The sequence below is a fragment of the Paraburkholderia guartelaensis genome (assembly GCF_004353905.1).
GTDB classification, from domain to species: domain Bacteria; phylum Pseudomonadota; class Gammaproteobacteria; order Burkholderiales; family Burkholderiaceae; genus Paraburkholderia; species Paraburkholderia guartelaensis.
Genome location: NZ_SMOD01000010.1, coordinates 127,439 through 147,277 on the forward strand (window position 1 = coordinate 127,439; position 19,839 = coordinate 147,277).

Consider the following 19,839-nt stretch of genomic DNA (forward strand, 5'->3'; position numbering starts at 1 on the left):
TGGGACGCCGCTTAACCGCGGCACATTCAGCTTTTTTAGCCTGCCTCGTTGAGTGTTAGACAGACAATTGAAGCCTTAGTTTAGGCGAGCATGGAGGCCTTGTAAATCATAGACTTCCAGGTTCTTCAGGTAGCGCAGACCCTCGACGGCCGCGCGTGCGCCCGACATCGTCGTGTAGTACGTGACCTTGTTGGCCTGCGCGCTCATGCGGATCGAACGCGAATCGGCGATCGCCGAGCGGGTTTCGTCGACGGTCGTGAAGACGAGCGAAATCTCGCCGTTCTTGATCATGTCGACGATGTGCGGACGGCCGTCCTTCACCTTGTTCACGACCTTCACCGGCACGCCAGCCGCCTCGATCGCGGCAGCCGTGCCGCGCGTGGCGACGATCGGGTAACCGAGCTCGTGCAGCATGCGCGCGACTTCGACAGCCTTGGGCTTGTCGGCGTCCATCACCGTGATGAAGACGGTGCCCGACTCCGGCAGGCGCGAGCCCGCTGCGAGCTGCGACTTGAAGAGCGCTTCGCCGAAGGTCTTGCCCACGCCCATCACTTCGCCCGTGGAACGCATTTCCGGTCCGAGCACCGGGTCGACGGTCGGGAACTTGATGAACGGGAATACCGCTTCCTTCACGCTGAAGTACGGCGGCACGACTTCCTTCGTCACGCCCTGCTCCGCCAGCTTCTGGCCGACCATCGCGCGCGCAGCGATCTTCGCGAGCGGCAGGCTGGTCGCCTTCGAAACGTACGGCACGGTACGCGAAGCGCGCGGGTTCACTTCCAGCACGTAGATGATGTCCTTCTTCGAACCGTCATCCTGCGGCACTTGCTGGATTGCGAACTGCACGTTCATCAGGCCGACCACGTTGAGCGCCTTGGCCATTGCGGCCGTTTGACGCTTCAGTTCGGTGACCGTTTCCTGCGACAGCGAGTACGGCGGCAGCGAGCAGGCCGAGTCGCCCGAGTGCACGCCCGCTTGCTCGATGTGCTCCATCACGCCGCCGATGAAGACGTCCGTGCCATCGGAGATGCAGTCAACGTCGCATTCGATCGCGTCGTTCAGGAAGCGGTCGAGCAGCACCGGCGAGTCGTTCGACACCTTCACGGCCTCGCGCATGTAGCGCTCGAGGTCGCGCGGCTCGTGGACGATTTCCATGGCGCGGCCGCCCAGCACGTACGACGGACGCACGACGAGCGGATAGCCGATTTCGTCGGCGAGCTTGAGCGCTTCGTCTTCGGCGCGCGCCGTGCGGTTCGGCGGCTGGCGCAGGTTCAGGTCCTGCAGCAGCTTCTGGAAGCGCTCGCGGTCTTCGGCGGCATCGATCATGTCCGGCGACGTGCCGACGATGGGCACGCCGTTCGCCTCGAGGTCGAGCGCGAGCTTCAGCGGCGTCTGGCCGCCGTACTGCACGATCACGCCAACCGGCTTTTCCAGATCCACGACTTCGAGCACGTCTTCGAGCGTGAGCGGCTCGAAGTACAGACGGTCGGACGTGTCGTAGTCGGTCGAAACGGTCTCGGGGTTGCAGTTGACCATGATCGTTTCGTAGCCGTCTTCGCGCATGGCGAGCGCGGCGTGCACGCAGCAGTAGTCGAACTCGATACCCTGGCCGATCCGGTTCGGGCCGCCGCCGAGCACCATGATCTTCTTGTTGGTGGTCGGGTTGGCCTCGCACTCGTCCTCATAGGTCGAGTACATGTAGGCGGTTTTCGTGGCGAACTCGGCCGCGCAGGTGTCCACGCGCTTGTAGACCGGGCGCACGTTCAGCTCGATACGGCGCTTGCGCACGTCGGCGGCATTCGCGCCGAGCAGCTTCGCAAGACGGCGATCCGAGAAACCGCTTTGCTTGAGGTAGCGCAGCTCGTCCTTCGAGAGGCTCTCGAGCGTGCGACCCTTGACGGCCTCTTCCTTCTTGACGATCTCTTCGATCTGCGCGAGGAACCACGGGTCGATCGCGGTTTCTTCGAAGATCTCTTCGCGCGTCATGCCCACGCGGAACGCGTCGCCCACGTACCAGATGCGGTCCGGACCGGCTTCGCCGATCTCGCGGATGATCTCGTCGCGGCTCGTGGTCTTTTCGTCCAGCCCGTCCACGCCGACTTCGAGGCCACGCAGCGCCTTCTGGAACGACTCCTGGAACGTGCGGCCAATCGCCATGACTTCGCCCACCGACTTCATCTGCGTGGTGAGGCGCGGGTCGGCTTCGCGGAACTTCTCGAACGCGAAACGCGGAATCTTCGTGACGACGTAGTCGATGGTCGGCTCGAACGAAGCCGGCGTCTGACCGCCGGTGATTTCGTTCTTGAGCTCGTCGAGCGTGTAGCCCACGGCCAGCTTCGCTGCGACCTTGGCGATCGGGAATCCCGTGGCCTTCGAAGCCAGCGCCGACGAACGCGAGACGCGCGGGTTCATTTCGATCACGATCATGCGACCGGTTTTCGGGTCGATCGAGAACTGGACGTTCGAACCGCCCGTATCCACGCCGATCTCGCGCAGGACAGCCAGCGAGGCGTCACGCAGGATCTGGTATTCCTTGTCGGTGAGCGTTTGCGCCGGCGCGACCGTGATCGAGTCGCCGGTGTGGATGCCCATCGGGTCGAGGTTTTCGATCGAGCAAACGATGATGCAGTTATCCGCCTTGTCGCGGACCACTTCCATCTCGTATTCCTTCCAGCCGAGCAGCGACTCTTCGATCAGCAGTTCGCGCGTGGGCGAAAGGTCGAGACCGCGCTTGCAGATCTCTTCGAACTCTTCACGGTTGTAGGCAATGCCGCCGCCCGAGCCGCCCAGCGTGAACGACGGACGGATCACGACCGGGTAGCCGCCCGTGCCGGTGGCTTCGGCGATTTCGCCTTGCACCTTGATCGCTTCTTCCATCGAGTGCGCGACGCCCGACTTCGCCGAGCCAAGGCCGATCTTCGTCATCGCGTCCTTGAACTTCTGGCGGTCTTCGGCCTTGTCGATGGCTTCCGGCGACGCGCCGATCAGCTCGACGTTGTACTTCTTCAGCACGCCGTGGTGGTGCAGGTCGAGCGCGCAGTTCAGCGCGGTCTGGCCGCCCATCGTCGGCAGGATCGCGTCGGGACGCTCCTTCTCGATGATGCGCTCCACCACTTCCCACGTGATCGGCTCGATGTAGGTGACGTCGGCCGTGTTCGGGTCGGTCATGATCGTCGCCGGATTGCTGTTGACGAGGATGACCTTGTAGCCTTCTTCACGCAGCGCCTTGCATGCCTGCGCGCCCGAATAGTCGAACTCGCACGCCTGGCCGATGATGATCGGACCCGCGCCGATGATGAGAATGCTCTTGATGTCTGTCCGCTTGGGCATAACGCTCTCGCTAAATATTCCTGTGTCTTTTACGTCTGGCGGCTCGCGGGTGACTCAGCTTGCCGCCCGGGTGCGCGCGTGGGCCGTTCTTCGAACCGGCTCGCTGCGCACCCTGCTCTGCGCTTTCGCTTCATACGGCGCTTACGCCGCCTTCGCCTTGTCCATCAGCGCCGTGAAGCGATCGAACAGATAGCCGATGTCCTGCGGACCCGGCGATGCTTCCGGGTGGCCCTGGAAGCAGAACGCGGGCTTGTCGGTCAGCTCGAAGCCTTGCAGCGTGCCGTCGAACAACGAAACGTGCGTGACGCGCGTGTTGGCGGGCAGCGTGGCGGCGTCCACCGCGAAGCCGTGGTTCTGCGACGTGATGACGACACGACCGTCGGCCAGATCCTTCACCGGATGGTTCGCGCCGTGGTGGCCCGTTTTCATCTTCATGGTCGTCGCGCCGACGGCGAGGCCCATGATCTGGTGGCCGAGGCAGATACCGAAGGTCGGGATGCCGCGCTCGATGAAGGCTTGCGTCGCCTTGATCGCGTAGTCGCAGGGTTCCGGATCGCCGGGGCCGTTCGAGAGGAACACGCCGTCCGGGTTCAGTGCGAAGGCGTCTTCAGCCGTCGCTTGCGCCGGCAGCACCGTGACGTCGCAGCCGCGCTCGGCCAGCATGCGCAGGATGTTCTGCTTCACGCCGTAATCGAACGCCACGACCTTGTACTTCGGCGCCGATTGCGTGCGGTAGCCTTCACCCAGACGCCATTCGGTGGTGTTCCACTTGTACGGCTTGTCGGTCGAGACGACCTTCGCGAGGTCCATGCCCGCGAGGCCCGGGAACGAGCGCGCGAGTTCGATGGCCTTCGCTTCGTCGTCGGAGCCCGCGAGGATCGCGCCGTTCTGCGCGCCCTTGTCGCGCAGGATACGCGTGAGCTTGCGCGTATCGATGCCGGCGATGGCGACGACGCCTTCGTCCTTCAGATACTGGCCGAGCGTGCGCTCCATGCGGAAGTTCGAGGCGAGCACAGGCAGGTCGCGGATGATCAGACCGGCGGCATGGACTTTCGTGGCTTCGACGTCTTCGGCATTGACGCCGACGTTGCCGATATGCGGATACGTGAGGGTGACGATCTGGCGAGCGTAGCTCGGGTCAGTCAGGATTTCCTGATAACCGGTGATGGCCGTGTTGAACACGACTTCACCGATCGTATGACCCGGCGCGCCGATCGAGTAACCACGAAAGACCGTGCCGTCGGCGAGCGCGAGCAGAGCGGGAGAGAATGACGGCAACACGGGAGACTCCTTGGGGGAGCACCCTGTGCCGACCTGTTATCCGACGTTGCGATCTTGCGACCTGTGGGAGCGGCTGCGGCGTCGGCACCCCTTTCCGTGAGGATCAGGATGCGCGCGCGGCTCGCTCGCTTGCGCGTTTCTTCGTGCGGTCGACCGTTGTGGCGCCGGGCCACGAGCGCGCGTTTGTGACGCAAGATCGGGCGGCAGCCGGCCAGTTGACGATGAAGCGCGGGCGGCGGATGAACGGATGGGAGGAGGTAGGCGCTAGGGTGCGGGTTGATAAGCTCAAACCTTCGAATTATAGCGCGAAAGTCACCTTTCCTTCAAATTTCAGGATGATGCTGCCGATGGGGAGCGTCCTCGCAGCCCGGTGCGCGGCCCTTTCCACTATAGCGGGCGGGGGCGTGGCGGCAAGCACCAACCCGACGTTTGCCGCCCGGAATCGCCCCTTTATTCGCGCCCTCTATTTTTGGCACCCACCAATGAAAACGCCGCCACCTGGCGGGGTGACGGCGTCAAACACAACAAAAACGGAAAAGTGATCGGAGCGAAATACCATGCGCTGCCCCCGCAACGCATGTTTGAGCACCCTTCGCCAGCCGCTATTTTGTATGGTGCTTCTGCGTATGGGTTTCGGCCTTCGGGCGGCTCGCCGTAACCTTCGACGCCTTGCTGGGCGCAGCGCTGACCGTCTTGGCCTTGACAGGTTCGGAAACCTTGACGACCTCGGTGCGCGCGCGACCGTGCTTCTTATCGTATCGCGACTTCGACCCGGTGTCTGCAACGCGGGTGCCAATTCGCTGCACGCCACCACCAGAAACGTTCGTTGCCAGACGTTCCGGGCCCGGTTCGCTCGGCATTGCCTTGTTGACCGGCACGTGCAAAACCAGCACCTGGCCCGGCGCGACGTAGTCGCGGCGGGTCTTGTTCCACGCCTTCAACTGGCCGAGCGACACGCCATAGCGGCTCGCCACGGCTTCCATCGACTGCTTGCGGCGCACGCGGATCAGCATCTTGCGCGTGTCGGGCACGTCGGGCTCCATGGCCAGCACGGCGCTTTCCGCGACGTCGGCGCTGATGTCCTCGTCGTCGCCGTCGTCGGTGCGCGGCACCACGAGCGTCGAGCCCGCTTTCAGGCGCATGCCCGCCGGAATCTTGTTCACCGACATCAGCGTGTCGGCGTCCACGCCGATCTTCTGCGCAATCGCCGCCGGCGTGGCGCGCGAGTCGGTCGTGTAGACGGTCCAGGACGAAAGCTGGCCGGAATAGGCCTTCAGGTTGCGCTCGAACGCGCTCGCGTTGTCGAACGGCAGCAGGATCTGCGGGTCGGTCGCGCCGAGGATCACGGGCTTCTTGAACGACGGGTTGAGCGAGCGGAACTCGTCGGTCGTCATGTTCGCGAGCTTGGCGGCGACGTCCACGTCGATGTCGTGCGAGGTCGTGACCGTGACGAAATACGGGTGGTTCGGAATCGACGGTAGCGTGAGCCCGTACTGCTGCGGGTTCATCACGATGTTCTTGACCGCTTGCAGCTTCGGCACGTAGTTACGTGTTTCGCTCGGCATGCGCAGGCTCTGGTAGTCGGTCGGCAGGCCCGCCGCCTCGTTGCGCGCGATGGCGCGCTGTACGTTGCCCTCGCCCCAGTTGTACGCGGCCAGCGCGAGATACCAGTCGCCGAACATGTCGTGCAGGCGCGAAAGATAGTCGAGCGCGGCGCTGGTCGAGGCCAGCACGTCGCGGCGCTCGTCCTGCCACATGTTCTGCTTGAGGTTATAGGTGCGGCCCGTGCCCGGCACGAACTGCCACATGCCGGCGGCCTTCGCGACCGACAGCGCCTGCGGGTTGTAGGCGGACTCGATGAACGGGAGCAGCGCGAGCTCGGTCGGCATATGGCGCGCCTCGAGCTCTTCGACGATGTGATAGAGGTACTTCTGCGAACGCTCGGTCATGCGCGCGACGTAGTCCGGCCGCTGGGCGTACCAGTTGGCGTTCATGTCGACGAGGTCGCTTTGCAGGTCGGGCATCTGGAAGCCGCGGCGAATGCGCGCCCAGAGGTCGGCGTCGGGGCTCGTGAGTTGATCGACGGAGCCTTGATCGACGTTAATGGTTTCCTTCGCAGCGGAGGTCTTACGAATGAGGTCGGCGTTGGCCTGGGCGTTGGCTGGTGCTTGAGAACTCGCAGACGGTCCCCCGCTCGCACAGGCGGCAAGCATGAGGACCAGCAGCGCACTGATTATGAATCGCATGAAAATCTACATCCGCATGGCTGGAATTTGCAGCCGATAGTACGGAACGTGCCCGTTTCCGTCAATCGGAATTATTCGAAAAAAAGCCATGAAATCCGCAGCTTGGGCGTGATTCCATACGATTGGGTTGAGCATGCCCCCTGACTTTGCTGGGTCAGCGGAACCGATTCTTCCATTCACGCATCATTGCGAAAGCCGCCAGCCGGTCCGGCACCGATTCGTGCAGCGCCTCGGTGAGCGCGGCTTGCACCGCCGCGTCACCCGCGCGCAGGAAAGGATTGACGGCGCGCTCGTGCGCGATCGTCGTGGGCAGTGTCGGTACGCCGCGCTCGCGCAGCGCCGCCGCCTCGCGGCTCCAGTCGCGCAGATCGGCGTTCTCCGGATCGCAGGCGAGCGCGAAGCGAATGTTCGACAACGTGTATTCGTGTGCGCAATGCACATGGGTATTGCCGGGCAGCGCCGCGAGCGCGTCGAGCGAGTCGAGCATCTGCGCGGGCGTACCCTCGAAGAGGCGGCCGCAGCCGCAGGCAAACAGCGTGTCGCCGCAGAACACGTGGGGCGTACCGGCCGCATCCGCCGCCTGGAAATACGCAATGTGGCCACGCGTGTGGCCTGGCACATCGATCACCGTCAAGTCGAGCGCGGGCGCATCAAGATGGACGGCGTCTCCACCCTTCACGCGCGTGACGAACGCATCGAGCGGGCCAAGCGCCTCGCCGGCCGGGCCATATACAGGCACGCGGGCGTCGGCGAGCAGGTCCGCCACACCGCCGACGTGGTCGTTGTGGTGATGGGTGAGTAAAATAGCGACGAGCCGCCAGCCGCGCTTCGCGAGGTACGCGCGAACCGGAGCGGCGTCGCCCGGATCGACGGCAACGGCATTCCGGCCGTCCGAAACGACCCAGATGTAATTGTCTTCAAAAGCCGGAACCGGTACGTACTCGTAGGCGCACGCATCGCTCGAACGCGCGTACTCAAGCGGACTCTTCATGGGGCGACGTATTCTTCGACATGTCTGACCGATTGATTATAGACTGGCCCGCCTGGACCGCCTCGCCCGCTGGCAGGTATGTGCTCGGCTGGGAGCAGGAGCAGCTCGACCGCGTGGTATCGAACATATTCGGCTACCATGCGCTGCAGCTCGGCCTGCCGCAGCTCGACGCCCTGCGCGAGAACCGTATGTCGTGCCGCGGCCTCGTGCTCGACGCCGCCAGCGCCGCAAGCGCCCCCTACTCCGTACCCGGCGCACCGGCCCACGCGCACCCGAACGGCGGGCAAACCTTGCCCGGCGCGGACGGCGCAAGGCAAGACCGCCCCCAGGCTGCGGACGGCGGTTCGTCGCTTCACGCGCCCGCGGGCCGCAGCACCGTCTGGTGCGACTATCTCGATTTGCCGTTCGAGGCGCAGAGCGTCGATCTCATCGTGATGCCGCACACGCTCGAATTCACGAGCGACCCGCACCGTCTGCTGCGCGAAGCCGAACGTGTGCTGATGCCCGAAGGGCAACTGCTGATCGTCGGGTTCAACTCGCTTTCGCTGTGGGGTGCGCGCCAGTCGGTCGGCAAGCTGACCGGCCATCCGTTCCTGCCCGCGCGCCAGGACCTGATCGCCTTCACGCGCCTGAAAGACTGGATCAAGCTGCTTGGCTTCGAGCTTGAACGCGGGCGCTTCGGCTGCTATCGTCCGCCGCTCGCAACCGACCAGTGGCTCGGCCGCTACGGCTTCATGGAAGCCGCGGGCGACCGCTGGTGGCCGATTTTCGGCGCTATCTATATGGTGACGGCGATCAAGCGCGTGCGTGGCATGCGCCTCGTCGGCCCACTGAAGGTCAAGAAGCCGGTGCTGGCCGCGAGCCTGAAGCCCGCGGCAACCACCCCTTCCCCAACACGCAACAAGGACTCATGAGCACACCCGACTTCGTCGAAATCTTCACGGACGGCGCCTGCAAGGGCAACCCGGGCCCCGGTGGCTGGGGCGCGCTGCTGCGCTTCGGGACGCAGGAAAAGGAACTGTTCGGCGGTGAGGCCGGCACCACCAACAACCGCATGGAACTGATGGGCGTGATCGCCGCGCTCGAGGCACTCAAGCGCCCGTGCAAGGTCATCGTGCACACCGACTCGCAGTACGTGCAAAAAGGCATCAGCGAGTGGATTCACGGCTGGAAGAAGAAGAACTGGATGACGGCCGCCAAAACGCCGGTCAAGAACGACGATCTCTGGAAGCGTCTGGACTCGCTCGTCGCCCAGCACGAGATCGAGTGGCGCTGGGTGAAGGGTCACGCCGGCCACCCCGAGAACGAGCGCGCCGACGCGCTCGCGAACCGCGGCGTCGCCACGCTCGCCGAACTCTGAGACCGCGTCTTTCCAGGACCGCTTCGCGGCTGCCCCACGCTTTCACGCTTTACAAGACATGCGCCAGATCATTCTCGATACCGAAACCACCGGCCTGAACGCCCGCACGGGCGACCGCATCATCGAAATCGGCTGCGTCGAGCTGGTGAACCGCCGGCTCACGGGCAACAACCTGCACTTCTACGTGAACCCGGAGCGTGACAGCGATCCGGGAGCACTCGCCGTGCACGGCCTCACGACCGAGTTCCTCTCCGACAAGCCGAAGTTCGCCGAAGTCGCGGACGAGATCCTCGACTTCATTCGCGACGCGGACATCATCATTCACAACGCGCCGTTCGACATCGGCTTTCTCGACGCCGAACTTGGCCTGCTCGGCAAGCCGGGGTTCAAGGAGCACTGCGGCGAGGTGATCGACACGCTCGTGCAGGCCAAGCAGATTTTCCCGGGCAAGCGCAATTCGCTCGACGCCCTGTGCGATCGTTTCGGCATCAGCAACGCACACCGCACGCTGCACGGCGCGCTGCTCGACTCGGAGCTGCTCGCGGAGGTGTACCTGGCGATGACGCGCGGCCAGGAAAGCCTCGTCATCGACATGCTCGGCGAGCACGCCGCTCCCGGCGCGGCCGCCGCGCCGCGCGCGCAGTTCGAGTCGATCGATCTGCCGGTCATCATGGCGAGCGACGAAGAAGTCGCCGAACACAACGCCGTGCTCGACGGACTCGACAAGGCGATCAAGGGGACGTCGGTTTGGCGCACCGAGCCGGCTGCCGCCGAAGCCAATGCGGCCGATGCGCAAAATGCTTAAGAAAGGGCTTTACAAGATCCGAAACGCCCGGCATAATCTCAATTTCTTCGGGTGGTTAGCTCAGCGGTAGAGCACTGCCTTCACACGGCAGGGGTCACTGGTTCGATCCCAGTACTACCCACCAGAATTCCTGGTGTTGGTAACGACAAACACCGAAGAATAAAAGGCCTCGTTGCGAAAGCAACGAGGCCTTTTGCTTTGGGCTTCGGTTTTGCGTGAAGCATCCCGTCACTTCTGGCGTTGTGCTTGGCAGCCAAAGTCGTGGCTGGCGCCGTCGCTCCACTGTAAGCAATCCGAACCAAATAACCGAAGACGATAGCTAGCGCAGGTAACCCCGAGATGCTCAGGTGTCGACACCGATGCCACGCGCCATGCCCGTGGCCGCGATCACCATCACGACGACCAGCAGCGTCTGCAACCTGCCGATGCGTGCGTATTTCGGCGCGCCGGTAAGATCCGGCACATCGCCGCGCCGCACGGCGAGGCGCCAGCGCAGCAGCGCCATCATGGGTGCGATTTCGAGCAGAAGGATCAGCACGAGTGCGCCCATCTTCACAAGAAAGAGCGGTTCGTGGATGTAGTAATCAGCACCCTTCTCAAAACCGCCGAACGCCCGCATCGCGCCAGTCACGATCAGGACGACCGCGGAGCCGCCCCAGCCGTTGTCTGCGCTGAAGATCATCGGCAGGTCTTCGGTGGACGTGCAGCGGCGCAGGCCGCGCGTGCGCCGCAGGATCGAAGCGAGCGCAAAGCCGAAGGCGAGCAGATGAACCGCGGCGAGCAACCAGCGTATCAGCATTGCGACTCCTTCGAGTGGGCGACAGGAACGGCAAGCAATGGTAAAGCGGCTCAAGCGTGGACGTGGTGCAACGCGGCCGGGCAGCGGGTCGTCAGGCCTGCTTCAGCGCGGTGTCGAGGGCGCGTGCAGCCGTGCGGTCGCCTTCGGAAGCAAGCCCCACTCGAAACACAGTCTGACGGTTGTGGCCCGCCGCAGCCGGCGAATCCCAGAGCAATTCAATCTTTGGGCGGCGCGCGGGCTTGCCCGCAGGCGCCGCGGTCGAGCGTGCCGATGCCGCCCGCTGCGCAGCGGCCGCGCCCGGCTCAGGCGTGACCGCAGACTGGCCGGCTACTGGCGCTGCAGTGGAATCCACAGCATGCGCGGAATCCGAAGCGGAATCCGAAGCAGCAACCGGTTCGGCAACGCCTGCCGCTGGCGCAGGATCGTCGTTCTGCACCGGCGCCGGCAAGAGCGCGGGTGCGGACGCAACTGCCCCGCCCTGCGGCGCACCGGAGAGCCAGCGCACCGACAGCTCGCGGGCATCGTACTGGCCGACCTTGCGGCTCTCCTGCCAGACGACCGTCGTGCGCGTCGCGGCATCGATCGAAACGGCGAAACGCCCGATCGCGAAGCGCCGCGCCGCGAAGTTGCTGCGCCAGAGCGCGCGCGGCCGGCAGATCCAGACCACGGCGGCATAGAGCGCGGGCGCGGCAACGAGCCAGCCGTTGGTATCGGCCACGGCGTGGAAGGTACGCCGCCAGCCGGCGGTCCACACGAACACGCCGATCGAGCCGATCGCGAAGAGAAAGCCGAGCAGGCCGAAAAAGCGCAGCGCCTGACGCAGCCACTGCGGCAGCGGGTGAAACGGCCGCTCGACGCGCGCCTTGGCGCCCGGCAGCACGATCAGCAGAAACAGGAAGACGAGATTCAGGCTCGCCGCCGGCGAAGACGCCATGCCTTCCAGCGCGGCGAGGAAATTCATTTGCGCCATGGAGTGCAGCCAGCGCGCGAGGATCACGAGCCCGATCGCGCGCAGCGCGAAAAGCGTCCCGGCACCGGGTACGGTGGCCGTGGGCGTCGGTCGGGTTCTGGCCAAGGGTCTTCTCCTCTGTCGACCAGAGTTGACGCTTTAGCGTCTTACTCTGGTCCCATGCATAGCTGTCGACCGGAGTTGACGCTTTAGCGTCTTACTCCGTTCCCACGCAAAGCTGTCGACCGGAGTTGACGCTTTAGCGTCTTACTCCGTTCCCATGCAAAGCTGTCGCCCAGAGTTCGCGCTTCAGCGCGTAACTCGGGTCCCATGCAAAGCACGCTTTCGTGGGCGCCGCGGATTTTACGGCACGGCCATTATAGGGACATTAAGCGTGCGCCTCACTCGCTCGCGCAGCGAATGTGACAACGCCCCGGTGCACGGCACCGGGGCGTTGGGGAACAGCGGGCAAACCGGGCGCGCCGCAGCGCGTCCGGCTTCAGTACGTAGCTTAGCCGGCGTTGACTTCGCGCAGCACGGTGCGATGCTTCTGGCGCAGCAGTTCTTCGTACACGGCCACGTAGTTACGTGCCATCACCTTCGACGAGAAGCGTGCTTCGAACGCGGCGCGCACCTTCTCGCGCGGCAGCGTCGACAGGCGCTTGACCGCCGCGACTGCGCTGATTTCGTCTTCCACAACGAAGCCCGACACGCCGTTCTCGATGACTTCCGGCACCGAGCCGCGCTTGAACGCGATGACCGGCGTACCGCAGGCCATGGCTTCGATCATCACGAGGCCGAAAGGCTCCGGCCAGTCGATCGGGAACACCAGGGCGTGCGCATTGCCGAGGAACTCGCGCTTTTCGTGCTCGCCGATTTCGCCGATGTACTCGACATGCGGCAACGCCATCAGCGGCTTGATGACTTCTTCGTAGTAGGCGCGGTCGGCCTTGTCGATCTTGGCGGCGACCTTGAGCTTCATGCCAGCCTGGCCGGCGATGCGGATCGCGCGGTCAAGACCCTTCTCCGGCGAAACGCGGCCGAGGAATGCGAGGTAGCCGGGTTCGACGTTCGGGATCGGCGTGAGCACGTCTTCCGGCAGGCCGTGGTACACGGTCTGCTGCCAGTTGGCTTGCTGCAGCGGAATACGCTGGTTGTCCGAGATCGACACCACGGGCACATCGCTGAACGCGGTGAACACGGGCTGCAGTTCCGGCAGGTCCAGACGGCCGTGCATGGTCGTGACGAACGGCACCGGCTGGCGCTGGAACAGCGAGAACGGGTAGTAGTCGATGTGGAAATGCAGGACGTCGAACTCGTCCGCGCGGCGGCGAACTTCTTCGAGCAGCAGCATGTGCGGAGCCATCACGTCGCGAATCGTGGGGTCGAGGCGCAGCGCCTGCGGCCAGAACGCTTCGAGCTTTGCCGAGGTGATCGAATCGCCGCTGGCGAACAGCGTGACATCGTGGCCCTGTTCGACCAGCGCTTCGGTCAGGTAGGAGACCACCCGTTCCGTGCCGCCGTACAGCTTGGGAGGAACCGCCTCGTGCAACGGAGCGATTTGAGCGATTCGCATAGTGGTGAACTCCTTCCTCGTAATAAATCGGGCAATAGACTGCAAATTTGACAATCGACCTATGCAGGCTGCGGCTTCCTTGTCGCCACGCGCCTTACAGGCGTTCCGTACCGCTAACCGCGCCGGGAAATCCGGACACAGACCCGACGCAGTTGTGAAGCGGCAAGAGAGCGCACACGCGGCGGTTCAGGCGGTAAACGCGCAGGGTTCGCGGCCGTTGACACAAAAGCTGTCAAATTCCCTACGCTGTCCGAGTCGGCATTATCCCGGTCCAGGGTAAATACCGGCTAGATCATTTCAAAGTCTTTAGGTTGTTACAAACCGGAAACACTCCGCAACCCATTGTTTTCCAAGAGAGTTCTAGATTGGGTGCTGCGCTGCGGGAAACAACTGCGCGCGATTGTCGCGGCCCTTGTGCGCATTGATCGATCCTGTTCGTTTCCTGGTTCGCAACCGGCGGACAGCGTCTTGCGAGCAAGCACACCGCTTTTCCGAATGCAATCCGTAATTCTATCTCTAAAACACCTATCTCTAAAACGGTCCACGATTCCTGTTGAACCTCCGCTGCAACAACGTGTCCCCAATCTGTATCCCGCGCTATCGTGTCGCGATATGATGCGCGTCCGCCGGGCACAGGCGGTGCGCGAGGCGCATGGGGTGTTTACAATGCGGTAAGTCCGCCTTCGTTGCCGCGCGCCCGAAGCCCTTCGTCGCCTCAGCGCCCGCTATCTTCCTTTGAACTTGCACGGACGAAATTCCGTCAGACCGACCACCCGATCAATTGGAACATCTGACCACCGCTCAGCGTAACGCCCACAACGCAAAGCTCGCGAGCTATGCGCGGCGCCCGCTCGCGTTCCTTTTCCGCTACATCAAGCGCCATCCGTTCGCCCATTCTGTCGTGCTCGCCAGCGTGTTCGCGGCCGTCGGCTGCGCGCTTGCGTCGCAGTACGCCATCAAGCATCTGATCGACGTGCTCGGAGCGGGACGCCATCATCCGGGCCCGTTGTGGACCGCGTTCGCCATCCTCGTCGGCCTGATCGCCGCCGACAACCTGCTCTGGCGGGTCGGCGGCTGGTTCGCGGCGCACACCTTCGTCGCCGTGACGGGCGACCTGCGGCGCGACCTCTTTCAGTACCTGAGCGGACACTCGCCCACTTACTACGCCGAAAAGCAGCCCGGCACGCTCGCCAGCCGTATCACCGCGACATCGAACGCCGTCTACACGGCCGAGAACACCACCGCCTGGAACGTGCTGCCGCCCTGTATCGCCGTGGCCGGCGCGATCGTCATGATCATCGCCGTGAACCCGCTGATGGCGGCGGGCCTCCTGCTCTGCTCGGCGATCCTTTCGGTGATCCTCTTCAAGCTGGCCGGGCGCGGCTCGTCGCGCCACCACACCTTCGCCTCGAAAGCGGCCGCGGTGGATGGCGAACTCGTCGACGTGATCGGCAACATGGCGCTCGTGCGTGCCTTCGGCATGACGTTCCGCGAGCAAAAGCGCTTCGGCTCGACCGTCAAGGCCGAACTCGACGCGCGCCGCTCGAGCCTGCTCTACCTCGAAAAGCTGCGTCTGCTGCACGCCGTGATCACGGCGATGCTGTCCGCCGGCCTGCTCGGCTGGGCGCTGTGGCTCTGGGATCAGGGCAAGGCGACGTCGGGCGACATCGTGCTGGTCAGCTCGCTCGGCTTCACGATCCTGCACGGCACGCGCGATCTGGCTGTGGCGCTCGTGGACGTGACCCAGCACGTGGCACGCCTCGCCGAGGCCGTGCAGACGCTGCTCGAGCCGCACGGCATGCCCGACCGCGACGACGCCAAGGAGCTCGTGGCCCAGGGCGGCCGCGTCGATTTCGAGGGCGTGACCTTCGCGTATCCGCACCGCAAGCCGATCCTCGACCATTTCGACCTGCGCATCGAGGCCGGTCAGCGCGTGGGGCTGATCGGCAAATCGGGCGCGGGCAAGACCACGGTGCTCGCGCTGCTCCAGCACTTCTACGAGACCCAGGGCGGCGCCATCAAGATCGACGGCCAGGACATCGCGCACGTCACCCAGGACACCCTGCGCCACGCCATTGCGCTCGTGCCGCAGGACATTTCGCTGCTGCACCGCTCGATCTACGAAAACATCGCCTACGGCCGCCCCGAGGCGAGCCGCGAGGAAGTGCTCGCCGCGGCCCGCGAGGCGCGCTGCGCCGAATTCATCGAGGCGATGCCCGAGGGTTACGACACGATCGTCGGCGACCGTGGCGTGAAGCTGTCGGGCGGCCAGCGCCAGCGCATTGCGATCGCGCGCGCCATTCTCAAGAATTCGCCGATCCTGCTGCTCGACGAAGCCACCTCGGCGCTCGACAGCGCGTCCGAAGAGGCGATCCAGCAGGCGCTCGACCGGCTGATGGTGGGCCGCACGGTGATCGCGATCGCGCACCGCCTCTCCACGCTCAACAACTTCGACCGCATCATCGTGATGAGCACGGGAAAGGTAATCGACGACGGCAGCCCCGAAGAACTGCGCAACCGTCCGGGCCTCTACCGCGACCTCCTCGCCAAGCAGTACGGCAAGCAGTCCACGCTGCATCTGGGCAGCAAGAAGGCCGACGAAAAGCACGTGGCCTGACACCGTCCAGGCGCAAAAAAGCCGCTTCAGTCCATCGACTGAAGCGGCTTTTTTTTGCTCTCGCGTGGGTACGAGGCGCGAGTGCTCAGCCCTGCGCGCGCTCGAGCGGCGGCAGGTTCACCCCTTGCCGCACGCTGACCCGGCCGAGATCGCGCATGAAGCGGTCGCGCCAGACCGAGACATTGTTCTCGCGCAACTGGGCCATCATGTCCTGATAGCGCGCGAGGCGCTCGGCAAGCGGCATCGCAAGCGCGGTGCCGAGCGCATCGGCCATGCCGTCGATATCGAGCGGATTGACGATCAGCGCGCCCGACAGCTCCTGCGCCGCGCCGGCGAAACGCGAGAGCACGAGCACGCCCGGATCCTCGGGATCCTGCGCCGACACATATTCCTTGGCGACGAGGTTCATACCGTCGCGCAGCGGCGTGACGTAGCCGACATTCGACGCCCGGAACAGCGCGGCCAGCACCGCCCGCTCGTACTGGCGGTGGATGTACCAGATCGGCGTCCAGTCGAGTTCCGCGTAACGGCCGTTGATGCGGCCCGACTCCGCTTCGAGGCGCAGCCGGATGTCCTGATAGGCATGCAGGTCGGCGCGCGTGGGCGGCGCGATCTGCACGAACGAGACCTTGTTGCGCTGCGCCGGCGCGTGGTCGAGCAGGCGTTCGAAAGCGCGAAACCGCTCCACGAGCCCTTTCGAGTAGTCGAGCCGGTCCACGCTCATGATGACCTTGCGCCCGTGCAGCGTGGACTTGAGCGTGCGCACCGGCTTGCCGCGCTCGCCGGCCTTCGCGAGTTCCGCGATCTCGTCGGGATAGACGCCGATCGGGTAATCGCCCGCGCAGAGCGTCTGCCCGAAGGCCTCGATGCGCGTGAGGCCGTCCGGCTGCATCGCCGTCGTGCCCCCCGCCTCGTTCACGATGTAGTCGCAGAAGGCGCGCAGATCGGGTTTGGTCTGGAAGCCGAGCAGGTCGAACGCGCACAGCGCCTCAACCAGCTCGCGATGCGGCGGCACCGCCAGCAACACCTGCGAGGCCGGAAACGGAATGTGCAGGAAGAAGCCGATACGATTCTTCACGCCCGCCGCGCGCAGCGCCTGGGCGAACGGAATGAGGTGATAGTCGTGGACCCAGATCACGTCGTCTTCGCGCAGCAGCGGCACGAGCTGCTGCGCGAGCCACGCGTTCACGCGGCTATAGCCCTCGTACTCATGGCGGTCGTACTGGACGAGATCGGCGCGGTAGTGGAACGCGGGCCAGAGCGTCGCGTTCGAGAAGCCGCGGTAGTACTGGTCGTAGTCGCGCCGCAACAGGCCGATGGTGGCGAAGGTCACGGGCCCGCGCTCTTCGAGGGCGATCTGCGGCTGGCCGGAGGTGAGCACGTCCCCGCTCCAGCCGAACCACATGCCGCCGGTTTCCTTGAGCGCGTCGTACACGCCCACCGCGAGGCCGCCCGCGGCCGGACCGCCTTCGGAAATCGGCGCGACGCGGTTCGACACGATGATCAATCGGCTCATGAGGGGCGGGGTCCGTGCAGGAAATCGGGAAGGCGTGGCGCGCGCGAGGCGGGGCTTCGGCTCGGCCAGGTCAGACAGTCTATGTGGGTGATGAAGTGAGGCATGCGTGCGGTCATCGGGCGCCCGGCATGGCCGCGACGAGCGATGCGAGCCAGCCGATCAGCGCGTCGACCGAGTCGACACGCGTCTGCGCGATGGAGTCGCCGCCGCCGACCTTGATCGACAGCCCACCCAGCGCGTTGACGACGGCGAAGCCCTTCTCATCGGTCAGGTCGTCGCCGGCGAACACAGGGCTGCGGCCCGCGAACGGCGGCTCGTCGAGGAATGCGCGCAGCGCGCGGCCCTTGTCGACATCCTTTGGCTTGATTTCGTAGACCATCTTGCCGGGCTGCAGCACGTAGGCGTCGGCGTAATCGGCGGCGAGGCGCTCGGTCGCGGCGCGCGCTTCGGCTTCTCGCTCGGGCGCGTTGCGGTAGTGCAGCGCGAGCGACGCGCCCTTGATCTCGAGCAGCATGCCAGCATGCGTGCGCACCACTTCCGCGAGCACCTGCTCCATGTGCAGCAAGCGCTGGTCGTTGAAGCCGACACGCTGCGTGTCGCCGTTGGCGTCGCGCCGCTCGGCGCCGTGCAGGCCGGCTACGGGCAGATCGGGCATGCCGAGAAAGCCGTCGATGCTCTCGATGCCGCGCCCGGACACGATCGCCACCGCGCCGTGCGTCGCGCGGCGCAACTCGTGCAACAGCGCGAGCATGTCGGGACGCACGAGCACGCCATCGGGCGTGGGCGCGAGATCGACGAGCGTGCCGTCGAAATCGAAGAAAAATGCCGTCTGTTCAGGCGGCAGGACTGCCGGAAGTGCTTGCATTGCGTTCGTTTCACCCGTCGGCCGGTTGGCCGGGTATGGCCCCGGGCTGCGCCCAGGGAAAGTGTGCGAATCTTACCGCGCCTTGGATCGATTATCGAGAAAGTAAGGGGCTGACCGCCTGTGCAGGCATTTCCGGGCTTGAATCCGCGATTGCGGCATATCGCCGCGAGCGATCCCCGCGACTGGGCCATTCGCGACCGCGCGGACCCAATTTTGCTACAGTCGCAGCGACAAGCCGAGCCTGGTCGCCTGAGCGAGCACGGCCAACGTAATCCAATCGAGTCGACGAGATTGCCTTTGTTCCCCACCTTCGAGCCCACGCTGCGCACGTTCCGCGCCCGCCTGAGCGGCCGCCCTCGCGGCGGCATGCGCAGCCTGCGGCACGCGGCGATGGTGGCTGGCGCGGCACTGCTCGTGGCGTGCTCGCACCCGGGCGAGCCGTGGCAACTCACGAATGTGAGCGGCCATCTGCCCGACCTCGACTTCGCGCTCACGGCCGATAACGGCCAACCCGTGACAGGCGACAGTTATCGCGGACGCACGACGCTCGTCTACTTCGGCTACACGCATTGCCCTGACGTCTGCCCGGAAACCATGGCGCGCCTGATGCAGGTTATAGCGAAGCTCGGCCCCGATGCCGGCAAAGTGCGGATACTCTTCATCAGCGTCGATCCGGCGCGCGACACGCCGCAGGCACTGCACGCCTACGTCGACGCGTTCGACGCCCAGCATGCGCGCGGCCTGACCGGCACCGACGCGCAGATCGAGTCGCTCGCGCGCCGCTACCGCGTGGCCTACCAGATGGAAAAGCGCGATCCCGACGGCAGCTACGAAGTCACGCACAGCTCGGCCGTCTATGTGTTCGACGCGCAAGGCCATGCGCGCCTGCTCGCCACCGACCACGACTCACCGGACGCGATCGCGCATGACCTGCGCCGCGTCATAAACGACACGGCGTGAACGCGTGCGGCCTCGCCGGTCCAATCATCGGGTTTTGATGCAACCGCAATCGCAACAGGAAACGTTATGACGAAGAACCTCAAGTCACTCACCGTCTCGCTCGGCTGCGCGCTGAGCACCTTCGGTGCGCTCGCCGCCTTCGCACCCGCCGCACACGCCGCTGCCGGCGCGCTGAGCGCGCAGGACGCATGGGTGCGCTGGCTGCCCAACGACCTGCCGGCCGCGGGCTACGTGACGCTCAAGAACGATGGCGACCAGCCGGTCGACCTCATAGGTGTATCGAGCGACGCTTACGGCATGGTCATGCTGCATCAGACAGTCTCGAATGGCTCGACGCAGAAGATGATCATGGTGCACAAGGCGACGGTGCCCGCGCACGGCACGCTCGCCATCGCACCAGGCGGCTACCACCTGATGCTGGAGAAGGCGAAGCACAAGGTCGCGCCGGGCGACACGGTGAACGTGAAGCTGCAGTTCTCGGACGGCGAAACGCTCGACACGCCGTTCGCAGTCAAGCCGCCCTCGGGGCAGTGAGGCCGCAGTC

At 64.9% G+C, this 19,839-nt stretch carries 15 protein-coding genes and 1 tRNA gene; 7 read left to right on the forward strand and 9 right to left on the reverse strand.

Going from position 1 to position 19,839, the window contains the following annotated elements; translation table 11 throughout:
* Positions 1–75: 75 nt before the first annotated feature.
* The 4 genes from carB to gloB all read right to left on the reverse strand — a co-directional run bounded on the left by carB (position 76) and on the right by gloB (position 7,848).
* Entirely contained in the window at positions 76–3,330 is a 3,255-nt protein-coding gene (gene carB, locus E1N52_RS15215) for a carbamoyl-phosphate synthase large subunit (RefSeq protein ID WP_133183572.1), read from the reverse strand.
* Between the two features lie 141 nt (positions 3,331–3,471).
* Complete coding sequence (gene carA, locus E1N52_RS15220) at positions 3,472–4,611, reverse strand: glutamine-hydrolyzing carbamoyl-phosphate synthase small subunit (protein WP_133183573.1); 1,140 nt, start codon at positions 4,609–4,611, stop codon at positions 3,472–3,474.
* A gap of 602 nt (positions 4,612–5,213) precedes the next feature.
* Entirely contained in the window at positions 5,214–6,857 is a 1,644-nt protein-coding gene (locus E1N52_RS15225) for a transglycosylase SLT domain-containing protein (protein ID WP_133183574.1), read from the reverse strand.
* A gap of 154 nt (positions 6,858–7,011) precedes the next feature.
* Positions 7,012–7,848 carry a hydroxyacylglutathione hydrolase gene (gene gloB, locus E1N52_RS15230; protein ID WP_133183575.1) on the reverse strand — a complete coding sequence of 279 codons (837 nt, stop codon included), beginning with the start codon at positions 7,846–7,848 and terminating at the stop codon, positions 7,012–7,014.
* Between the two features lie 20 nt (positions 7,849–7,868).
* Here gloB and E1N52_RS15235 point away from each other — a divergent pair, with 20 nt between their 5' ends.
* From E1N52_RS15235 to E1N52_RS15250, 4 genes are all read left to right on the forward strand, one after another.
* A complete protein-coding gene (locus tag E1N52_RS15235) occupies positions 7,869–8,762 on the forward strand; it encodes a class I SAM-dependent methyltransferase (protein WP_133183576.1) in 894 nt (297 codons plus the stop codon).
* Positions 8,759–9,208 carry a ribonuclease HI gene (gene rnhA, locus E1N52_RS15240; protein WP_133183577.1) on the forward strand — a complete coding sequence of 150 codons (450 nt, stop codon included), beginning with the start codon at positions 8,759–8,761 and terminating at the stop codon, positions 9,206–9,208. Before E1N52_RS15235 ends, rnhA begins: the two co-directional genes overlap by 4 nt.
* A 58-nt stretch (positions 9,209–9,266) precedes the next feature.
* Positions 9,267–10,013, forward strand: coding sequence for a DNA polymerase III subunit epsilon (gene dnaQ, locus E1N52_RS15245; protein ID WP_133183578.1), 747 nt, complete (start codon positions 9,267–9,269; stop codon positions 10,011–10,013).
* Between the two features lie 49 nt (positions 10,014–10,062).
* Positions 10,063–10,137, forward strand: a tRNA-Val gene (locus E1N52_RS15250).
* Positions 10,138–10,356: 219 nt separating this feature from the next.
* On the opposite strand, the gene E1N52_RS15255 is transcribed toward E1N52_RS15250, so the two are convergent.
* The 3 genes from E1N52_RS15255 to E1N52_RS15265 all read right to left on the reverse strand — a co-directional run bounded on the left by E1N52_RS15255 (position 10,357) and on the right by E1N52_RS15265 (position 13,337).
* Positions 10,357–10,812, reverse strand: coding sequence for a DUF2214 family protein (locus E1N52_RS15255; protein WP_133183579.1), 456 nt, complete (start codon positions 10,810–10,812; stop codon positions 10,357–10,359).
* Positions 10,813–10,903: 91 nt separating this feature from the next.
* Complete coding sequence (locus E1N52_RS15260) at positions 10,904–11,887, reverse strand: hypothetical protein (RefSeq protein ID WP_133183580.1); 984 nt, start codon at positions 11,885–11,887, stop codon at positions 10,904–10,906.
* A 385-nt stretch (positions 11,888–12,272) separates the two neighbouring features.
* Positions 12,273–13,337, reverse strand: a complete 1,065-nt coding sequence (locus E1N52_RS15265) for a glycosyltransferase family 4 protein (RefSeq protein WP_133183581.1) — start codon at positions 13,335–13,337, stop codon at positions 12,273–12,275.
* A 781-nt stretch (positions 13,338–14,118) separates the two neighbouring features.
* On the opposite strand from E1N52_RS15265, the gene E1N52_RS15270 reads away from it, so the two are divergent.
* Positions 14,119–15,954, forward strand: a complete 1,836-nt coding sequence (locus E1N52_RS15270; protein WP_133183582.1) for an ABC transporter ATP-binding protein — start codon at positions 14,119–14,121, stop codon at positions 15,952–15,954.
* 85 nt (positions 15,955–16,039) lie between these two features.
* Here the strand turns inward: E1N52_RS15270 and otsA are convergent, their stop codons facing one another.
* The gene (otsA, locus tag E1N52_RS15275; RefSeq protein ID WP_133183583.1) at positions 16,040–17,470 is read right to left on the reverse strand and encodes an alpha,alpha-trehalose-phosphate synthase (UDP-forming); all 1,431 of its coding nucleotides are present in this window, start codon (positions 17,468–17,470) and stop codon (positions 16,040–16,042) included.
* A 112-nt stretch (positions 17,471–17,582) separates the two neighbouring features.
* Positions 17,583–18,335, reverse strand: coding sequence for a trehalose-phosphatase (otsB, locus tag E1N52_RS15280; protein WP_133183584.1), 753 nt, complete (start codon positions 18,333–18,335; stop codon positions 17,583–17,585).
* Between the two features lie 390 nt (positions 18,336–18,725).
* On the opposite strand from otsB, the gene E1N52_RS15285 reads away from it, so the two are divergent.
* Together E1N52_RS15285 and E1N52_RS15290 are read left to right on the forward strand one after the other, a co-directional pair.
* Positions 18,726–19,295 carry an SCO family protein gene (locus tag E1N52_RS15285; RefSeq protein WP_246089080.1) on the forward strand — a complete coding sequence of 190 codons (570 nt, stop codon included), beginning with the start codon at positions 18,726–18,728 and terminating at the stop codon, positions 19,293–19,295.
* A 66-nt stretch (positions 19,296–19,361) separates the two neighbouring features.
* A complete protein-coding gene (locus E1N52_RS15290) occupies positions 19,362–19,829 on the forward strand; it encodes a copper chaperone PCu(A)C (RefSeq protein ID WP_133183585.1) in 468 nt (155 codons plus the stop codon).
* Positions 19,830–19,839 lie beyond the last annotated feature (10 nt).

Excerpts from the sequence above, each read along its gene's own strand:
- otsB (WP_133183584.1), bottom strand. The coding sequence starts at position 18,335 with ATGCAAGCACTTCCGGCAGTCCTGCCGCCTGAACAGACGGCATTTTTC.
- rnhA (WP_133183577.1), top strand. The coding sequence starts at position 8,759 with ATGAGCACACCCGACTTCGTCGAAATCTTCACGGACGGCGCCTGCAAG.
- E1N52_RS15255 (WP_133183579.1), bottom strand. The coding sequence starts at position 10,812 with ATGCTGATACGCTGGTTGCTCGCCGCGGTTCATCTGCTCGCCTTCGGC.
- E1N52_RS15225 (WP_133183574.1), bottom strand. The coding sequence starts at position 6,857 with ATGCGATTCATAATCAGTGCGCTGCTGGTCCTCATGCTTGCCGCCTGT.
- E1N52_RS15285 (WP_246089080.1), top strand. The coding sequence starts at position 18,726 with ATGGTGGCTGGCGCGGCACTGCTCGTGGCGTGCTCGCACCCGGGCGAG.
- E1N52_RS15235 (WP_133183576.1), top strand. The coding sequence starts at position 7,869 with ATGTCTGACCGATTGATTATAGACTGGCCCGCCTGGACCGCCTCGCCC.
- dnaQ (WP_133183578.1), top strand. The coding sequence starts at position 9,267 with ATGCGCCAGATCATTCTCGATACCGAAACCACCGGCCTGAACGCCCGC.
- E1N52_RS15265 (WP_133183581.1), bottom strand. The coding sequence starts at position 13,337 with ATGCGAATCGCTCAAATCGCTCCGTTGCACGAGGCGGTTCCTCCCAAG.
- carB (WP_133183572.1), bottom strand. The coding sequence starts at position 3,330 with ATGCCCAAGCGGACAGACATCAAGAGCATTCTCATCATCGGCGCGGGT.
- gloB (WP_133183575.1), bottom strand. The coding sequence starts at position 7,848 with ATGAAGAGTCCGCTTGAGTACGCGCGTTCGAGCGATGCGTGCGCCTAC.
- E1N52_RS15290 (WP_133183585.1), top strand. The coding sequence starts at position 19,362 with ATGACGAAGAACCTCAAGTCACTCACCGTCTCGCTCGGCTGCGCGCTG.
- otsA (WP_133183583.1), bottom strand. The coding sequence starts at position 17,470 with ATGAGCCGATTGATCATCGTGTCGAACCGCGTCGCGCCGATTTCCGAA.